The 16,705-nt window shown below is 42.3% G+C and carries 11 protein-coding genes; 1 reads left to right on the top strand and 10 read right to left on the bottom strand.

Annotation, left to right across the window (positions count from 1 at the left end; genetic code table 11):
• Window positions 1–9: 9 nt before the first annotated feature.
• The gene (locus IPJ09_15095) at window positions 10–4,329 is read right to left on the bottom strand and encodes a CusA/CzcA family heavy metal efflux RND transporter (GenBank protein MBK7372735.1); all 4,320 of its coding nucleotides are present in this window, start codon (window positions 4,327–4,329) and stop codon (window positions 10–12) included.
• A 580-nt stretch (window positions 4,330–4,909) separates the two neighbouring features.
• Here IPJ09_15095 and IPJ09_15100 point away from each other — a divergent pair.
• Window positions 4,910–6,352 (top strand): gliding motility-associated C-terminal domain-containing protein, encoded by a 1,443-nt coding sequence (locus IPJ09_15100; protein ID MBK7372736.1) that lies wholly within the window; start codon window positions 4,910–4,912, stop codon window positions 6,350–6,352.
• A 10-nt stretch (window positions 6,353–6,362) separates the two neighbouring features.
• On the opposite strand, the gene IPJ09_15105 is transcribed toward IPJ09_15100, so the two are convergent.
• The 9 genes from IPJ09_15105 to IPJ09_15145 all read right to left on the bottom strand — a co-directional run bounded on the left by IPJ09_15105 (window position 6,363) and on the right by IPJ09_15145 (window position 16,616).
• Entirely contained in the window at window positions 6,363–6,998 is a 636-nt protein-coding gene (locus IPJ09_15105; GenBank protein ID MBK7372737.1) for an MgtC/SapB family protein, read from the bottom strand.
• A gap of 32 nt (window positions 6,999–7,030) precedes the next feature.
• A complete protein-coding gene (locus IPJ09_15110) occupies window positions 7,031–8,593 on the bottom strand; it encodes an anion permease (protein MBK7372738.1) in 1,563 nt (520 codons plus the stop codon).
• Window positions 8,594–8,642: 49 nt separating this feature from the next.
• Window positions 8,643–9,158 carry a CYTH domain-containing protein gene (locus IPJ09_15115; protein ID MBK7372739.1) on the bottom strand — a complete coding sequence of 172 codons (516 nt, stop codon included), beginning with the start codon at window positions 9,156–9,158 and terminating at the stop codon, window positions 8,643–8,645.
• A 13-nt stretch (window positions 9,159–9,171) separates the two neighbouring features.
• Complete coding sequence (locus tag IPJ09_15120; protein ID MBK7372740.1) at window positions 9,172–9,795, bottom strand: hypothetical protein; 624 nt, start codon at window positions 9,793–9,795, stop codon at window positions 9,172–9,174.
• Window positions 9,796–9,869: 74 nt separating this feature from the next.
• Entirely contained in the window at window positions 9,870–10,697 is an 828-nt protein-coding gene (locus tag IPJ09_15125) for a lamin tail domain-containing protein (protein ID MBK7372741.1), read from the bottom strand.
• Between the two features lie 22 nt (window positions 10,698–10,719).
• The gene (locus IPJ09_15130; protein MBK7372742.1) at window positions 10,720–12,078 is read right to left on the bottom strand and encodes a porin; all 1,359 of its coding nucleotides are present in this window, start codon (window positions 12,076–12,078) and stop codon (window positions 10,720–10,722) included.
• A gap of 299 nt (window positions 12,079–12,377) precedes the next feature.
• Window positions 12,378–13,433, bottom strand: coding sequence for a DUF1015 family protein (locus IPJ09_15135; protein ID MBK7372743.1), 1,056 nt, complete (start codon window positions 13,431–13,433; stop codon window positions 12,378–12,380).
• A 55-nt stretch (window positions 13,434–13,488) separates the two neighbouring features.
• Window positions 13,489–14,595, bottom strand: a complete 1,107-nt coding sequence (gene gcvT, locus IPJ09_15140) for a glycine cleavage system aminomethyltransferase GcvT (GenBank protein MBK7372744.1) — start codon at window positions 14,593–14,595, stop codon at window positions 13,489–13,491.
• The gene (locus tag IPJ09_15145) at window positions 14,592–16,616 is read right to left on the bottom strand and encodes a peptidylprolyl isomerase (GenBank protein MBK7372745.1); all 2,025 of its coding nucleotides are present in this window, start codon (window positions 16,614–16,616) and stop codon (window positions 14,592–14,594) included. The genes gcvT and IPJ09_15145 overlap by 4 nt, the downstream gene beginning before the upstream one ends.
• Window positions 16,617–16,705 lie beyond the last annotated feature (89 nt).

Raw genomic sequence — 16,705 nt, forward strand, 5'->3', positions numbered from 1 at the left:
GATTGAGTCTTAATTTGGATTGATTAAAAAATTTAATTCTATTACGGTCTGATTGTATTTGTATACGTGATACAGATAGTTCATTTTCATATCCGTGTTATTTTCCAGGGTCAGGATATATTGAAAAAAATCAATTTCTCCTTGTTGGAATGATTTTTCCACCGACTGGATCACTGCGCCTTGCAATGGTTGGATCTGTTGAGTGTACTTATCAATAGCCTGTCTATGCATGGCCAGCTGGCTTGTCAATCGATTTTGATACTGAATCAGATCGTTTTTGTTTTTTTCAATTTCATTTTGCCTGATTTCAATCTCTTTGGATGCAGCCAGTGTATTAGATTTGTAAGCCTGTTTCCATAAGGGTACTGACAGGCCTGCGGTAAAACCCGGATATGACCGGAGATGATTATTAAAATTGATTCCATTAAAGACGGACAGGTTGATATCGGGTAGCTGATGTTTGATAGTTACCTCCTGTGCAGCCTGTGCCAGGTCCAAAAGAGAATTTTCATAAACCAATAAAGAATGATCCTCTATCCTTTTAGGAAGAACCGCCAAAAGTGTCAGTGAGTCTTCTACAGGCTCCGGATCATCCGTCGTATTTAAATAATACTTCATTAATTGTTTGGCTTCGCCCAGATCACCCTCCGCTTGTATTAATTTTAATGTGTTGGCCTGGTATTTGGACTGTGCAGTTAAAGACTCTAAATGATTGGTTTCGCCAAGCTCCGTTTTACGTATGGCCGCCGATTGGAACCTGGACAATAAACTATCCAGGTAATGATATTCTTTGATCAGGCTTTTGAAATAGACCGCCTGCATATAGGCGGCCGTGACTTGATGGGTCAATTTTTCTTTCTGTAACACAAGCCTGGTTTCACTGGATGTAGCTTGCTGCTGGTTTAGTTTTTTTTGCGCAGCATACACACCAGGCAGCTTAAAACTTTGACTGATCCCCACCACATGCAAGGGGTCACCACTTTCTGTTAGATTGTTGTGATCATATCCCCAGTATACGCCTGTTTTGGGCACATCGAGATAGTTGCCCAGAAGTGCCTGCGTTTTTTGAACTTCCAGGGAAGCAGATTTTAATCCAAGATTATTGTTCCCTGCGATCTGAATAGCCTGCTCCAGGGTGATAGTCTGTCCTGACATAAAGACGGGGACAAGCAGGAAGATCAATGGCAAAATATTGATTGCTTTCTTTTTTCGCTTTTTTACTTCAAGGAGAGAATATAGCACCGGCAATACGATCAATGTCAGCAGGGTGGCGGTGATAAGTCCACCTATCACTACTGTAGCCAGCGGTCGCTGCACCTCTGCACCAGCCGAAGTAGAAATAGCCATTGGCAAAAATCCCAGCGCAGCAGCCGAGGCAGTGAGCAATACCGGGCGCATTCTGTTGGTCGTACCTACTACAATCATTTCGTGGATATCATGCATACCATGTGATTTTAGTTCTTTAAAATATTCAATGAGGACGATTCCATTAAGCACGGCGATACCAAATAAAGCTATAAAACCGACACCCGCAGAAATACTAAACGGCATATCCCTAATATACAACAACAAAACTCCTCCTACGGCAGATAAAGGGATTGCGCTGTATATGATCATCGCGTCTCTAAATGAATCAAAAGCAAAGTACAGCATCAAAAAGATCAGGACCAATGCTATCGGCACTGCTATCATCAGCCTTTTCATAGCGCTCTGCAGGTTTTCAAACTGGCCACCATACTCTATCAGATAGCCATGGGGCAGTTTGACCTGAGATTGAATAATTGTTTGTATATCTCGTACTACTGACTGAAGGTCCCTTCCCCGGACATTAACTCCTACCACAATGCGACGCTTTGTATTGTCCCGGGATATTTTGGCTGGTCCTGTGGTATATTGGACAGAGGCGAAGGTACTCAGTGGCATCTGCTGTCCATTGGGCATTTTGACCAGGGATTCGGACAGGTCCCTGATATCCTTTCGGTTAGCTTCGTCATATTTGATGACCAGATCAAACTGTCGCTCCCCTTCGAAGATGATGCCGGCGCTCAATCCTGCAAAACCCATAGAAACGATATTATTCAGCTCTTCTATATTCAGACCGTATTGGGCAATCTTCCGGCGGTCGTATTTTACTGTCATTTGGGGGAGACCTTCGGTCTTTTCTACAGTAATATCTGCAGCTCCCGGTACTTGGTCAATAGCATTTTTTATCTCTATCGCTTTTTTGTACAATAGATCCAGGTCATCGCCAAAAAGTTTAATTGCCAGATCGGCCCTTACTCCGGTGATCAATTCATTGAATCGCATTTCTATTGGTTGTGTAAATTCAACTTCGACATTTGGGATCTCTGCTTCTATAGCTGCCTTCATCGTATCGGCCAATGCATCCTTAGATTTTGCAGTTACCCAATGTTTTTTTGCATGTAGGGTGATGATGATATCACTTTCTTCCATAGACATTGGATCAGTAGGCACTTCTGCCGCTCCTATTCTACTGGCTATTTGATTTACTTCAGGAAATCTTTTTATGATTTTTTCCATACGGGTCGTCATCTCAATGGTTTTGTCCAAAGACATCCCGGTCTTGAGCACTGGTTGGATCACAAAATCTCCTTCATCCAGGGTAGGGATAAATTCACCCCCCATCCTTGAAAACAGAAATACTGCCACCAGGATGAGGATTACTGCCATGCCGAGCACTACACTTCTTGCATTTAGTGCTGCTTTGATCACAGGCTGGTAAAGTCTTTGTAAAAAAAGCATCAATCGATCAGAAATATTCTTTTTGTTTTTGGTATCCGGCTTGATGAATAATGCACACATCATCGGCACATAAGTCAGACACAAGATCATCGTACCGATCAGTGCAAACGAAAATGTCAGGGCCATCGGTCTAAACATCTTTCCTTCTACTCCGGACAGTGATAAGATGGGAATAAAAACGATGATAATGATCAGCTGTCCAAATACAGCAGATCGCATCATCTTGGCCGCTGCATGTTCAGTGATTTTGTCCATGGTACTCCGCCTGTTTTCAGGCAAGATCACCCCTATTTTTTTAATTTCCCTGCTGATATTAAATGCGATATATTCAACGATGATGACTGCTCCATCTATGATGATACCGAAATCTATGGCGCCCAGGCTCATCAGGTTAGCATCCAGATCAAAAATATACATCAATGAAATGGCAAATATTAATGAAAGCGGAATCACAGAAGCCACTACCAGCGCTGATCGTAGATTGCCCAATAATAAAATGACTACCAGGATCACGATAAGACAACCCAGGATCAGATTTTCCGAAATGGTCAGGGTAGTCTTTTTGACCAGATGACTGCGGTCTAATATCGGATTGATAATGATACCTTCCGGTAAGGAGCTTTGAATGCTGGCCACTTTTTTCTGTACTGCATTGATGACTGCTTTGGAGGAAGCATTTTTTAACATCATGATTTGGCCCAGCACTTTTTCACCTTCTCCGTTGCCGGTGATAGCCCCAAATCGCGTCGCGTGCCCTAGTTTTACTTTTGCGACATCTTTGATATATATTGGTATGCCGTCTCTGTTGTCAACTACGATATTGCCGATTTCTTCAAGGGTAGAGACCAGGCCCTCTGCTCTAATAAAATAACTTTCATTGTTTTTCTCTATATATCCTCCTCCTGCAAGACCATTATTACGCGACATAGCCTCATATACTTCGGTGATGGAGAGGTTTATAGCCCGAAGCCTGGCAGGATCAACGGCCACTTCATAGGTTTTGAGATACCCGCCCCAGGTATTGACCTCTACGACTCCCGGGATGCCGGAAAGTTGTCGTTTGACGATCCAATCCTGTATCGTGCGAAGGTCTGTAGTAGAATACCGCTCTTTATAGGCAGGCTTGACATCCAATACATATTGATAGATCTCTCCCAGGCCGGTTGTGATAGGCCCCATAAAGGGAATGCCAAAGCCCTTGGGTATTTTTTCTTCAGCACTTTTTAATTTTTCTGCGATGAGTTGTCGTGGTAGATAAGTCCCTTGATTTTCCTCAAACACAATGGTCACCACCGATAAGCCAAACTTAGAGATAGACCGGATCTCTTTTACTCCGGGTAAATTGGCCATTTCCAGTTCTACCGGATAAGTCAAATATTTTTCGACATCTTCTGTAGCCAGGTTGCGCGAGGTGGTGATCACCTGCACCTGGTTATTGGTAATGTCGGGCACGGCACCAATTGGGATATTCATCAAGGCATATATGCCAAACACAATCAAGGCCGCGACAAATAAAAAATTGATCAGTTTATGTTTTAAACTATAATGTATAATGGTCTGAAGCATGACAATACTCTTTGATAAGATATGATAAAATAAAAAACCAACCCCTGGAAAAGAGGTTAGACTGATTGATAAATATCCAAATCAACCAGGAAAAACAGATAAGGATGGTGGACCTCGGGAAGTCACGGCTGGTCCCAGAAACTGTGGGGGCCTCAGAAACAAATATGGTATAGGACCTCGGAAAACATAATTTATATTTGACGGAGGTCCATAAATATTTACGCAAAGAAAATCTGTACTGCTGGAGGGTAATGTCGTAATAACTTCATTCAAATCCTGAGCGTGGCTTTGCAAAAAGTGCTCCAGGTGTCCTTCGCCCAAATCATTATGCACCAGGTCTTTGAGGAGGCAGAGGATCGAACTATGATTATTATGAAAAATTTCCCGAATCTTATCATTGTGTACATGCGGAAATATACTATGGAGGAAAATAATCCCTACCGCAATTGTTAATAATATATGCCTCGTGCGTTTGATGTCTCAAATATCGCTAAAATCGTTGAATCATTTTTAAAGCCCCCAAAAAGATATATTGAAGAAAGTCAACTTATTTTGCACTACTATTATTTTTTTGATGAAAATGAAGATTCTCTTTTGGTATTGGCTGATAGCATCTACCCTGGGTGTCTACCAGACTCCAGGTCAGGTCAATCTCGTACCCAATGGTGAATTTGAAGAGGCTGTTACGTGCAGTGGATTTTCCACTATCTCAGACTGGTTTGTGCCTCAAAACAATCCAGTAGATCTCTCCAACCTTTGTCCATATGTAGATTGGTGGCGATTTATCCGTGATCCTAAGATGGGCATCAATGGCAGTCAATGTGGTTTTGTAGAGACTTATTACCGGGGATTTGCCGATGACAATATATATAGTGGACGATTATACCTTGCAGCCAAACTGATACAACCCCTGCAAGCCGGCCAGCAATATTACTTCGAGATGATGGTGCGGTCAGTGGATACTTTTCCAAATAGAAAACTGGTCAATACTGTTTTCACCAATGGCCAGGATGTAGCTTTTACCAAATCATTGCCCTTATTTGACTTTGATGTACCTAGAAACTATCTGTCTCTGAGACCGACCGCGGTAAGCAAAATAAATCAAGATTATGAATGGCACAAAATCAGTGAATGTTTTGTCGCAGATGGAACAGAACATTATCTACTAATAGGCAATTTTCGAATAGATGCCAGTACCGAGACCTCTCCCACCGGAAAAATCAATCCTAACTTCCCCAATGGCCTTATCGCTAATTATGCAGTAGATAATGTCGTACTGGTGCCCATGGAGATACCGATATCTGATACTTCGCGCTGTGTACATGATACTTTACTTTTAAATGCATTTACCCCCTTGCCGGCTCAATTAAAATATCGATGGCACGATGGCAGTACACTTCCATATTACACTGCCTCACAGGATGGATCCTATCGAATTGAGCTGATTTATTCTCCGTCATGCATGATTTCAAAAGCCTTTAGTATTCGATCTTTTGGAAATACCGCTGCTTCCACATTGGCCCGTCGCGATACTACTATCTGTGAGGGCACACAAATCGTATTATCGGGTGGCGTGCATCTTGACGGACAAAGGCTCCAATGGGAAAATGGAAGTAAGAATTATTTCAGGACTATATACACCCCGGGAGTGTATACAGTACAAATAGAAAACCGTTGTGGTCCGCTCATCACACAAAGTTTTAAGGTTAGGATCGAGTCTTGCGAAAAAGGATTGTACATAGCCAATATATTCACACCAAATCATGATGGTCTAAATGACGAAATAAAGCCTTTAATCAAACCCGACTTCCCCCCCATAGATCAATTTGAATGGTCTGTATTCAATCGTTGGGGTGATTTGATGTTTGTTTCACGGTCCGTAGATACGAGTTGGGATGGCACCTTCAGGCAGCGCGAAGCACCTGCAGGTGTATATTTGTATTTTTTAAAAATCGTCACCCTTGATAGCCAGGGAGCTCGTCTGACAATCAATAAGTCAGGTGATTTTACTTTGGTTCGGTGAATACGAAGTATTAATATTCAAACCTGTTTATTTTATCCATCTTCTTGAGTGCGGCTATAAACAAGTCATGGTTTTTAGCCTTACCGGATACCTGCCAATGCTGGTCTAAGTGATCCCCTCGTTTAATTTCTCCCGTCAACCTGAATTTTAAATTAGCCCGGGTAAGTAGCTGTTCAATAGCAACTCTGGCATTTTCCTGATCGGTATATTGGATCTTATATATCCTGGCCTGGTTGAGCCGGCCGATGATATTTTCAACATAAGGCAGCACTGCTAACACCAATAAAACCAGGATACTCGCGGAGGCGGAAGCAAAATACCTACCGGCACCTATACCCATGCCTACTGCCGCGACTACCCAAATGGTCGCTGCCGTGGTGATCCCGTTTACTCTGTTTTCGCCTCTAAAAATTACACCCGCGCCTAAAAATCCTATGCCGGTCACCACATTGGCCGCTATGCGATCTGCATTGGCTACCTCACCAATGACCTCAGACATCATCGTAAAAAAACAAGAACCCACCGAAATCATGATCATGGTGCGAAATCCTGCAGATTTATTATGATATTCTCTTTCTGTTCCCACCAGGCCACCCCAGAGTGCTGCTAATAAAAAGCGAACGAGGATTTCATAATCTATAGACATATTCAATTATTTTATTGTTATCCAAATACGCATTAGAAAAAGACTCCATTTTGGGTATATCCCAGATATCTCAACAGAGTTTCGCCCCAGATAATGATCATAATCCAACTGATGACCATCATTGTAAACCCGTATTTAAAAGAATCAGTCATGCTATAATGGTTGGTCGTATATAATAGAGCGGAGGGTTTGCCATTAAATGGTAACACATATACGTGCTCGATCAATAATGCTACCGGAAAAGCTAAACTCATAATCGGATAATTAAATTTTTGCGCTATTCCGATGGACATAGGTACAAATATAAGGGCACGCATCGTTTTGGATTGAAACAGGATACCGCTAAACAACATGACGAATGTCAATCCGAGGTATAAAACCCAAAACGGTGTGGCAGCGGTGACTCCAAAATAATTGAACAGCGTATTTACGATGCTGGCGGGAAGGTCTGTGGTGTCCAATCCCAGACCCAAGGCATACGCCCCGGCGGAAAACAACATAAGGTGCCAGGGTATATCTACATCATTCCATTTTACTACTCCGATACCCGGTAGCAGGGCCACCACGGCTCCCATAAAAGCGACTGCGGTCTGAGAAATGCCATGCTGTTTATCCGTAGCCCACATTGCCAGAACCACCAAAAATATAGCTATAGATTTATATTCGCTCACACGCATTTTCCCCAATAGTTGATACTCTATCCGCAATCTTTCCATGCCTCCTTCTATCTGTGGCTTGCGCTCATCTGGTCGCATAGGAAATATAATTTTGGTCCCCACAAACCAACCAATAAATATGAGTATAATACAAAGTGGAAATGCTGCAACAAACCAATCCTGGTAACTAAACAGTGACTGACCCAATGCGCCCGCTATCAATGAGCCCGCCAACAAATTAGCCCCGGATCCGGTGATAAAACCCGTTGCGCCCATATTGATCTGAAAGAGATTTTGCAACACGATGTTCCGGCCAAAATTATTTCGATGATCCATCGTCGCACCATATATCGCGGCAATGACCATGAAGATAGGTAAGAGAATGGCCGCTTTGGCCGTAGTAGCAGATATAAAAATCGACAATACAATATTGATCACTATAAAACTAAAAAATATACCTCCGGCATTTTTGCCAAACTTCAACACAAACCATAAAGCAAATCTTTTGGCTACTTTGGTGGTAACCAACATGCTCGCCAGTATAAAGGATAGAATATTAAGCCACATTACAGGATGACCCAGCTGGGCATACGCTACATTCTCTGTAGTGACCCCTGTAAGAACCATGGCAAGAATCACTATCAGGGAAGTAAGGTAATTGGGTATAGCTTCGGTAATCCACAGGATAATGGACGCTGCAAAAATAGCCAGCATAGCATAATTGATTTTTGAAAAACCTTCAGCCCCCAGCTCTTTCCATCTTTTGATGCCACTTTCCTGGAGAATGTCTGCATTGATATTATTTAAAAAGCCGATATCTGAAAAATAATAAATAACGATAAAACTAATTATTGCTAAAGGTCCTCCTGTGAGCTCCATCCATCGCTCAAACCCGACTTTTTTAAATTTCCTGAGCTTTTCAACCTTATAATTATTCATATCCAGCAAGTCGAATGCCGGAGTAGGGTTTTGCGATTCTATACTGATTTCACCCTTCGTCATTTTTGTCTTTTATCAGTGAATTAGTCTCCTGCGACCATTGTGTGTATGGGTTTTTCATCAGCATAGAATTGTAATATTTCACATCACCTGTGACTTCCGTTCCAAACCAATTGGGTTTATTAAACTGTTCCGTTTCCCTATTCAACTCGACTTCTGCTACCGTTAGTCCTTGATTTTGACCAAAGAATTCGTCTACTTCGATAATATGCAGCCCCGCAGGAATGATGTATCGTACCTTGTCGATGACTCCGCGCTCACAAAGTCGAAGGAGTTCCATGGCATCTGCCAGCGGTATGTTTTTTTCCCATTCATATCTTGAGCTTCCTGCATCATTGCCAATACCTTTAATGGTGATATAGGCCTGATCCCCATTGATTCTAATGCGTACTGTTCGTTCTGGCACAGAACTAAGATATCCTTGGGTGATCCTGGTTTTTGCAATGGCTTCCTTTTTGTAGGCATCTGAGGTCACCAGGTATTTTCTTTCTATTTCCTGAGGCATAAAGATTTGAGTTTTAATTTGCCAGTGGTTTATCGATCATTCCGATGACTCGTTTTATGGCCTGGAGATAATTAATGTTTTCTATTCCTGCTAAGCCAATTTCGTTTATCGCCTTTAGAATATCGTCCATTTCGGTAGATTCGATACAAATGGTTTCCACCCGGGCACCATTGATCAATACGGAGCCTGTTTCACAGATTGCATTATTCACCAGATACGCACTGCGTTGTTTGTGAATACGAACAGCCACCAACTTTGGGTGTACATGTACCATTTCCAAAAATGCGGCCATGTGGATATTATTTTGATCAAAAGTGGGCATGTCTGCCTGTAATGCCGGAAATATTTCATCCCTCAAAGCATCGACAGATATTGGAAAAACTACTTTCAACAGTGGGTTCCATTTCTCCAAGCCCTGTTTGGTTTCTATCAGGGTCTTGATGTCTAATAGGCCGTCCCTGATTTTGGTATTGTTATGAGTAATGGCTCTGGATACAATATAGATTTCGTCACTGTGCCGGTCCCAGAGATTTTCCGGAACCGGCATTGACAATCGGGCCATTCGTTTGACAGCCCAATCAAAATTTTGGCCGAAGGTTCTAAATTCAAAGCGAGGCTGTACCTTATCCCTTCCCATCTGCTCTTTCATTTTTTCATCCTTTTGAATATGAATTAGGTTTTGTAAGAAATTACCTGCTCACAACCATTGGATCAATCATTAGAAGTGCCTCTCGATGGTGTATTAAATATCACCAGGTTATTAGAACCATCAGGTTGGCGACCATATGATTTCTTACCCACCAGGTTGATAGCCAGGAAATCCAATGCAGCAACTAATACTCCTGAAGCATTCTCAAGATATACTGCATCTCCTGTAGAGCTCAGTCCAAATTCAACGGCGTATTCGCCAGAAGTGTATTCTGTTTTTAATACCAAAAACCCCATGGACGGTATGATCGTCCCTGCATTTAGCAATCTTTTAGCTTTGCTACCACCCGATGTTTTAATGCCTTCGTCATAAAATGCATAGCCGCTGATGTCAGCTGGGATATCCGACGCATTGTATATTTCTACCCAGTCAGGATCAGACGCATCTTTGGTTCCATCAGACAATACTTCGTTGATATACAGTTTAAGGATATTGGATGCTCCGACCGTATAATTGGCATAGTATGTATTTACAGTAGGATACCTGGATGTAAAACCTTCGATGTTTTTGACTTCGATAAAATATTCGACCTTGCTTCCGAATATTTGTGCAGGTATCGTGCTATGATATTGGTAGGGAGTTTCATGTTGCATCGCCAGCGAGGTAAATGTACCTTGGGCCGAAGCCCTGTAAGCCAATATGGCGGTGGCGATTCCCTTTAAATCAGTGATTCGGGCAGTTATACTTACACTATCCGATGATTTTGGAGCTACTGGTACGGCGGTCACCTCCGATATCAATGCGGGTCCATTAAAGAGGTCATCCTTCACACAGGCATTCATCATGATGAAAAAGCCAATTGAAACATATAATAAAGTTTTAACTTTCATGATATTGAATTTAGAGGTTCTATTAAAAGTTTATTTCAAATCGAAATCCGAGCATACCATAGTCATCACCCGCTTTTCCTTTTGAGTCTGCTACCTGAGTCGGGTCTTTGGTAAGCGCTCCCGTCAAGTCATAACCTACAAACAATTTATTCTTTCCATTGGCGTACCGGTCATGATTGACATAACTATAGTTTACCTGGAATCTTACGTTTTTGTCGGCATAGAAATTGACACCTGCCGTGTATCCTTCGGCTGATCCCCCGTAGATATCTTTGTCATTCAAGTTGATATAATCATATCTCAAGGCCAGTTCGATATCCCCCCATTTTTTTCCGCGATAGGGCTGGCTAAACTCCGCTTCGGTTTTATTATAAAATTGTTTTCCACCAAACAATAACCAAGCGGCTTGAGCATAAAATCCATCAAAATCCAGCCTTACCAAATCGCTATTGCGGTGCACTCTATTCATGATATACTCTCCCTGGACGCCTAATCCTTTGTAATAGGCCGCCAACTCCACATTGTTCATGCTGGAGTAATTAAAATCCGGGATCACATCCGTATCCAGGTATTTTTTGCGATTAATACTGCTTAGTGATCTGGTACTGTAACGTATCCCACCATATTCACTTACATCTACACTCGTCTTTGGTTGACGATACGAATGCGCCAGGGCAAGGTGTCCCCCATATTCTGTACTTGTGCCAAACGGTTGGAGAGCTAATTTGCTAGTCCAGCTGATACCTTCATCTCTACCATAATCCTTGTTGTTATCCTCTACAAATATTCTGGTCTCTGCATCTTCTACTGCCTGGAAAAACAAACCACTGGATACTAAAAAATATTTTGCGCTATAACTGGTCTCCCAGCCAATGTGCCTGGATGGGGTCATTGCTACAATCGCCATTGGTCTCTCCAGAAAATTAAGATACCTGGAAGAAGAGGTTTGTGACATTGAAAATCGCTCTTTAAAATTGCCTATCCGTGAAGCGAGTCCATTGCGAAAGTCATATTGTATGTATGCATCATTCAGTTCTAGTATGCCATTGGAAAAATCAAGGTCTATCTCTCCATACCAATTTTTTGTAAGATTGGTTTTGGTAGCAAATCGAGCCCTGCGAATGGAGGCACCATTTCCTATGGGATTCAATGTGTTTTTTGAAAACACCTGTCCATCAACCTGCACCCTGATGTCAAACCATAATCGATACGATTGATCTGCAGATTCGAAGACAAGTATTCCATTTCTGTTTTCTACATCCAGTGGTGATCTGCTAACTATTCTGCCGTATTGATTAAACCGATCCTGGCTCGTGGAATCCTGTGCAAAAGCAACTTGTATAATCATTGCCATCGCTGCTGTGATTAATAGTTTTTTCATAATCAATAATTAAAAATTGAAAAAAACATTATCTAATAAGAAATCGGTGCCCAAGAAAAGAATTGAATAAATGACAGAGGCAGGACTATTCTATAACCCTACAGCAGTAGAAGAAAAACCTTTGATATAAAATAGTCCGATAAAGTTCAATTCTACTCATCATCGACCTATTCACATTGTTGATAATCAGTATCAACGCGGGTATAAAGTTATAGGCTAACCTTACCGATCACCCTGATACTCATCAGTCTGGATTATGATCTCGACCAAATGCTATTGTATCTCTTTCCTCTTATTCTTCAAGTAAGTGCCACTATCAAACCATTCATGATCCTTGGAGAAAACAAGGTGCTTTTTGGCGGTAATATTTTTTTGTTGCGCAAAATTTGGTGCGTAGTCAGTGGAGGAAGCATAAACACGAATTCATCCTTATGTTCTTCGAGAATGCGCCCTCGTTCCGTTTCGTTTTGTGGCGCTTCCACATAAGAAATTCTTTTACTCGTCGTTTCTTTATGTATCTCGAATACCGGTCCCAGTATTTGTTCAGAAAAAGATAAATGTACCGGTTGACTGCCGGAAGATTTTAATCTGAACCGATACAGTTCTCCTTTTAAGAACAAATGGATACAACCTCGTTCGACAATAATCGAAGTTGTTTTTTGCCATGTTGTAGTATGTTCCCTAAGTTTTTTAATTAATTGCTCATAGGATTGACTACTACGTTTTTTGACCACCCTATAAAATGTAGATACTTGCATCTGATCCGGTGAAAAATAGATCGACAAGATAGAGGCTGGGTTTTTGGATGATTGTAACCTGGCGAGAGAAGCAAACCTATGATGGCCATCGGCGATAATGACTTTATTAATTTTTTTTTCAAATAGCGATGTGATTTTTTTAATTAAGACCGGGGCATCCACCCTCCATAATTTTTGAGTAGTAGTGAGATCGGGAAACCTGATCCTCAGGATTGGTTTGCTTTTTATTTTTATAGCTTCAAACTCCTGCTGGAGCGTCTTCTGGTGAGGCATCAGCAAGGCGACCGGTTTGATCATGGCTTTACGGGAGGTAAGCAGGGCTTTGTGCAGTTTTTCTTTTTTTGAAATCGTCTGCTCGTGTTTTAAAATGTTTTGATCGTTATATTCCTGCATGGAGGTCATCGCGACCAAACCGGTAGACACGTTGTTTTTGTTTTTTATTTCTACCAGGTAATAGGCCGGTTGAAGAGCAACCTGTTTGAATAAACCGGCATCAAACAGCGCATTAAAATCGTCCCGCATAGATTGATAAAAACTATCATCAAATCCAGTTTTGGATAGATCAGGGATATGGCCGATAAAAGGACTGATGTGCATGACGCTGTCTTGACTCCAGGCTTTAAAAGTATTGCTACTTTCTCTAATTATGCCATCATTTTACAAAAGGCAGTTCACACACGGTCGCCGCCAGTAGTTTTTCTCCTGCCTTAATCTGTATGGATGTACCCGGCCTGGCGAATGCTGTTTTGACATAACCCATCCCAATAGGCATAGACAATATAGGTGACACGGTTCCAGATGTGACTTCTCCAATAGTTTCATTTTGCATGGACCAAATCGGATAGTGCTGGCGTGGTACTCTACGGTCATCTACTTTGAATCCCACCAGCTTTTTATCCACTCCCGCTTTTTTCTGCTCCTTAAATTTCTCAGAAGAAGTAAAATCGCCTTTATTCAATTTAGTGATCCAACCCAAGCCTGCCTCGAGCGGGGAGGTGGTATCATCTATATCATGGCCGTATAAGCAGTATCCTTTTTCGAGTCTCAAAGTATCTCGTGCGCCTAAACCTATGGGCTGAATATCATATGACTTTCCAGCTTCGAAGATTGCCTCCCACATAGATACGGCATGTTGTTCATCAAAATACAGTTCGTATCCACCTGCCCCGGTGTATCCTGTTGCTGAAATCAATACATTGTCTATACCTGCCAACCGCCCTTTGGAGAAGGTGTAATACTCCAAATCACTCAGCCGGACTTCGGTCAATGACTGTAATACCTGAGTAGCGAGCGGTCCCTGGATCGCCAACAATGCCGTGCGGTCAGAGATATTGATGACCCTGGTATCAAAGTTGTTGTGTGACAAGACCCAATTCCAGTCTTTATCGATATTGCCGGCATTGACTACCAGCATATAGGCTTGTTCTCCATCTGTGCATTGATCTTCGTCAAGACGATAGACCAGGAGGTCATCGACGATTCCCCCATATTCATTGGGCATACAACTATACTGTGCCTGACCTATAGAGAGCCGGGATGCATCATTGGTGGTGATGGATTGAATCAGTGCCAGGGCTTCGCGTCCTTTGATAATGAATTCTCCCATATGAGATACATCAAACACCCCTACTTTATTCCTTACCTGCAGATGCTCTTCTGTAATGCCTTTTGTATAATAGATAGGCATATTGAAACCAGCAAATTCTGCCATCCGGGCACCTAATGCTTTGTGGATCTGAGCTAAAGCGAGTTCTTTCATTCTGTAAAGTTGATACGTAGTATTTTATCTCCGATCTGGATACTATTGACCACATCGATCCCCTCTATCACCTGCGCGAAAATCGTATAATTGCCATCCAGGTGAGGGGTGGGGCTGTGGGTAATAAAAAATTGACAGCTCTCGGTATGGTTACCACTGGAGGCCATTCCTACCATGCCTGCTTTGTTATAATAGATCTGCGGTGTCTCCGATCGGATACTATAATCCATAGATCCATAGCCGTCACCCCGGGGACATCCGCCTTGAATGACAAAATTGGGGACTACCCTGTGAAAATACTTACCATTATAAAATTCTGACTTGGATAGGCGCACAAAATTGAGGACTGTGGCAGGAGCTATCTCTTTTAATAGTTTTATCTTGATGGATCCCTTGTCTGTCACTATTTCAGCAACAGCGGTGACCCCATCCAGCGTAAAATCTGCTGCTGTGAGCTTTTTATAATTTGTCATATGGCTCAAAGGAGTACTCGTACCCTTCAAGGCATTGAGTGTCTTATCGAGCATATACTGAGCATAAGGGGTCGTTGGAGTTGGGTTATTGGCCAGCGTCGTTTTGATTTGTTCGATAGCTGCTGGATCTACGATGGATTTCAGTCCCAGGCTTTGATCTTTAACAGAAGATTCGATGATTTCCAAAGCAGCATCATCCCCGGTAGCCAGCTTATCCATAATATAGGCTATGATGTTCTTTTTTACAGATTCTCCCGAACCACCAAATGCATTATTGAAATACTTACTCTTTAAGGATTCGATACCGGATTCCATCACTGCAGCGTGTATGGCAGGAATGTCAGATTGCCGGCCTACTTCCAACAAATAATTGATGTTTTTTGGGTCGCTGCCCAGTGCTTTGAGGCAAGCTATTTTTTCCTGGATATTGTCAGATCGGCCAAAGATGGATTTTAGCTCACCATTGATATTGCCTTTGGTGATGGCATAGGCATAAGAGTAGTTTTTGTTGGCGATGGCCAGCAGAGGGACTTTGACTTGCCAGGGTATGTTTTCCCGGGCTATATTGCGGTATTCATTAGCATCTGCCTCTCTGCCAAAGTCATTGAGATAGTTGAGGGCTGCAGTGGCGACAGATATAGAACTATGCCTGATGGCCGTGAGTATGATCGTTTTTACTTGTTGGTAATCAAAATTACTTAACGATCTTAGTGCATTGCTCACCATTCTGGTATCCTGATCCTGGCTGATGACATTGGTCAGCGTTGTCAGGGCAGTGGAGGATTTTGTTTTACCCAACGCCAGTATCAAGGCTAGTTTGACATCCGGATTGTTTTCTTTTGCAGTCGATTCATTGAGCAAATCTGCCTGACCTGAGAGATCGAGATTTTTTGCCCTGGACAGATAGTGAGCTGCCATTAGCCTCACTTCTTGAGGGTAGATCTCACCAGTGGCATATTTAAGGGCAATAGTGGTGCCGGCCGGATCGACAATACCTCTGAGCATATATCGATAGATGCCCCTGATTTGGCCTAATAATAATAAGGTATCGGTCGGTTCGTAGGTCTCTACGGTGGCCATAGCATGAAGAAAATCTGCTGTGCCTGTTCTTCCAATAGCTTCAAGGATAGCACTATTGATGGAAGAATTGATTCCTGCTGTATCATACTGTCGGAATGCACCGATCAGGGCCGATTGACTTCTGGGCGACCCGATCAGACCCAGGCTGTACGCAGCCGCTGCAGATACGGACACGTTGGCATCATGTAGCATGTAACTCAAGGTATCGATGATACTGAAGTCGCGGACAGAGCCGAGTGCGGCGGTAGCTGCATATCTCACAGATGGGTCGGTAGCTCCAAAATAGGATATTAGTGCCTGGAGATCCTGGTCATTCTGGGCCTGCAGGACATTTCTGATCGTGGAGTCTTGTAATCGAATCTCCACAGACTGCGTATCGATCTCGGCTGCTATCTGATCCTTTTTTACCGGGATACATGATTGATTAATAATAAAAAGTCCTAATAAAAATATAGATATGATTCTCATGAATAGATAAATAAATAAATCTGTCTTTTGCGGGCAACTTCAAAAATTTATATGCTTTCTGCTCGAGAAAGTTTGTCTCTGCAAAAAAC

This window comes from Saprospiraceae bacterium (assembly GCA_016709995.1).
Taxonomy (GTDB): domain Bacteria; phylum Bacteroidota; class Bacteroidia; order Chitinophagales; family Saprospiraceae; genus JADJLQ01.

Bases quoted from the DNA above. Each gene is read 5' to 3' on its own strand.
- IPJ09_15125 (MBK7372741.1), bottom strand. From the start codon at position 10,697: ATGAAAGTTAAAACTTTATTATATGTTTCAATTGGCTTTTTCATCATG.
- IPJ09_15135 (MBK7372743.1), bottom strand. From the start codon at position 13,433: ATGCACATCAGTCCTTTTATCGGCCATATCCCTGATCTATCCAAAACT.
- IPJ09_15095 (MBK7372735.1), bottom strand. From the start codon at position 4,329: ATGCTTCAGACCATTATACATTATAGTTTAAAACATAAACTGATCAAT.
- IPJ09_15100 (MBK7372736.1), top strand. From the start codon at position 4,910: ATGAAGATTCTCTTTTGGTATTGGCTGATAGCATCTACCCTGGGTGTC.
- IPJ09_15115 (MBK7372739.1), bottom strand. From the start codon at position 9,158: ATGCCTCAGGAAATAGAAAGAAAATACCTGGTGACCTCAGATGCCTAC.
- IPJ09_15105 (MBK7372737.1), bottom strand. From the start codon at position 6,998: ATGTCTATAGATTATGAAATCCTCGTTCGCTTTTTATTAGCAGCACTC.
- gcvT (MBK7372744.1), bottom strand. From the start codon at position 14,595: ATGAAAGAACTCGCTTTAGCTCAGATCCACAAAGCATTAGGTGCCCGG.
- IPJ09_15145 (MBK7372745.1), bottom strand. From the start codon at position 16,616: ATGAGAATCATATCTATATTTTTATTAGGACTTTTTATTATTAATCAA.
- IPJ09_15120 (MBK7372740.1), bottom strand. From the start codon at position 9,795: ATGGGAAGGGATAAGGTACAGCCTCGCTTTGAATTTAGAACCTTCGGC.
- IPJ09_15110 (MBK7372738.1), bottom strand. From the start codon at position 8,593: ATGAATAATTATAAGGTTGAAAAGCTCAGGAAATTTAAAAAAGTCGGG.
- IPJ09_15130 (MBK7372742.1), bottom strand. From the start codon at position 12,078: ATGAAAAAACTATTAATCACAGCAGCGATGGCAATGATTATACAAGTT.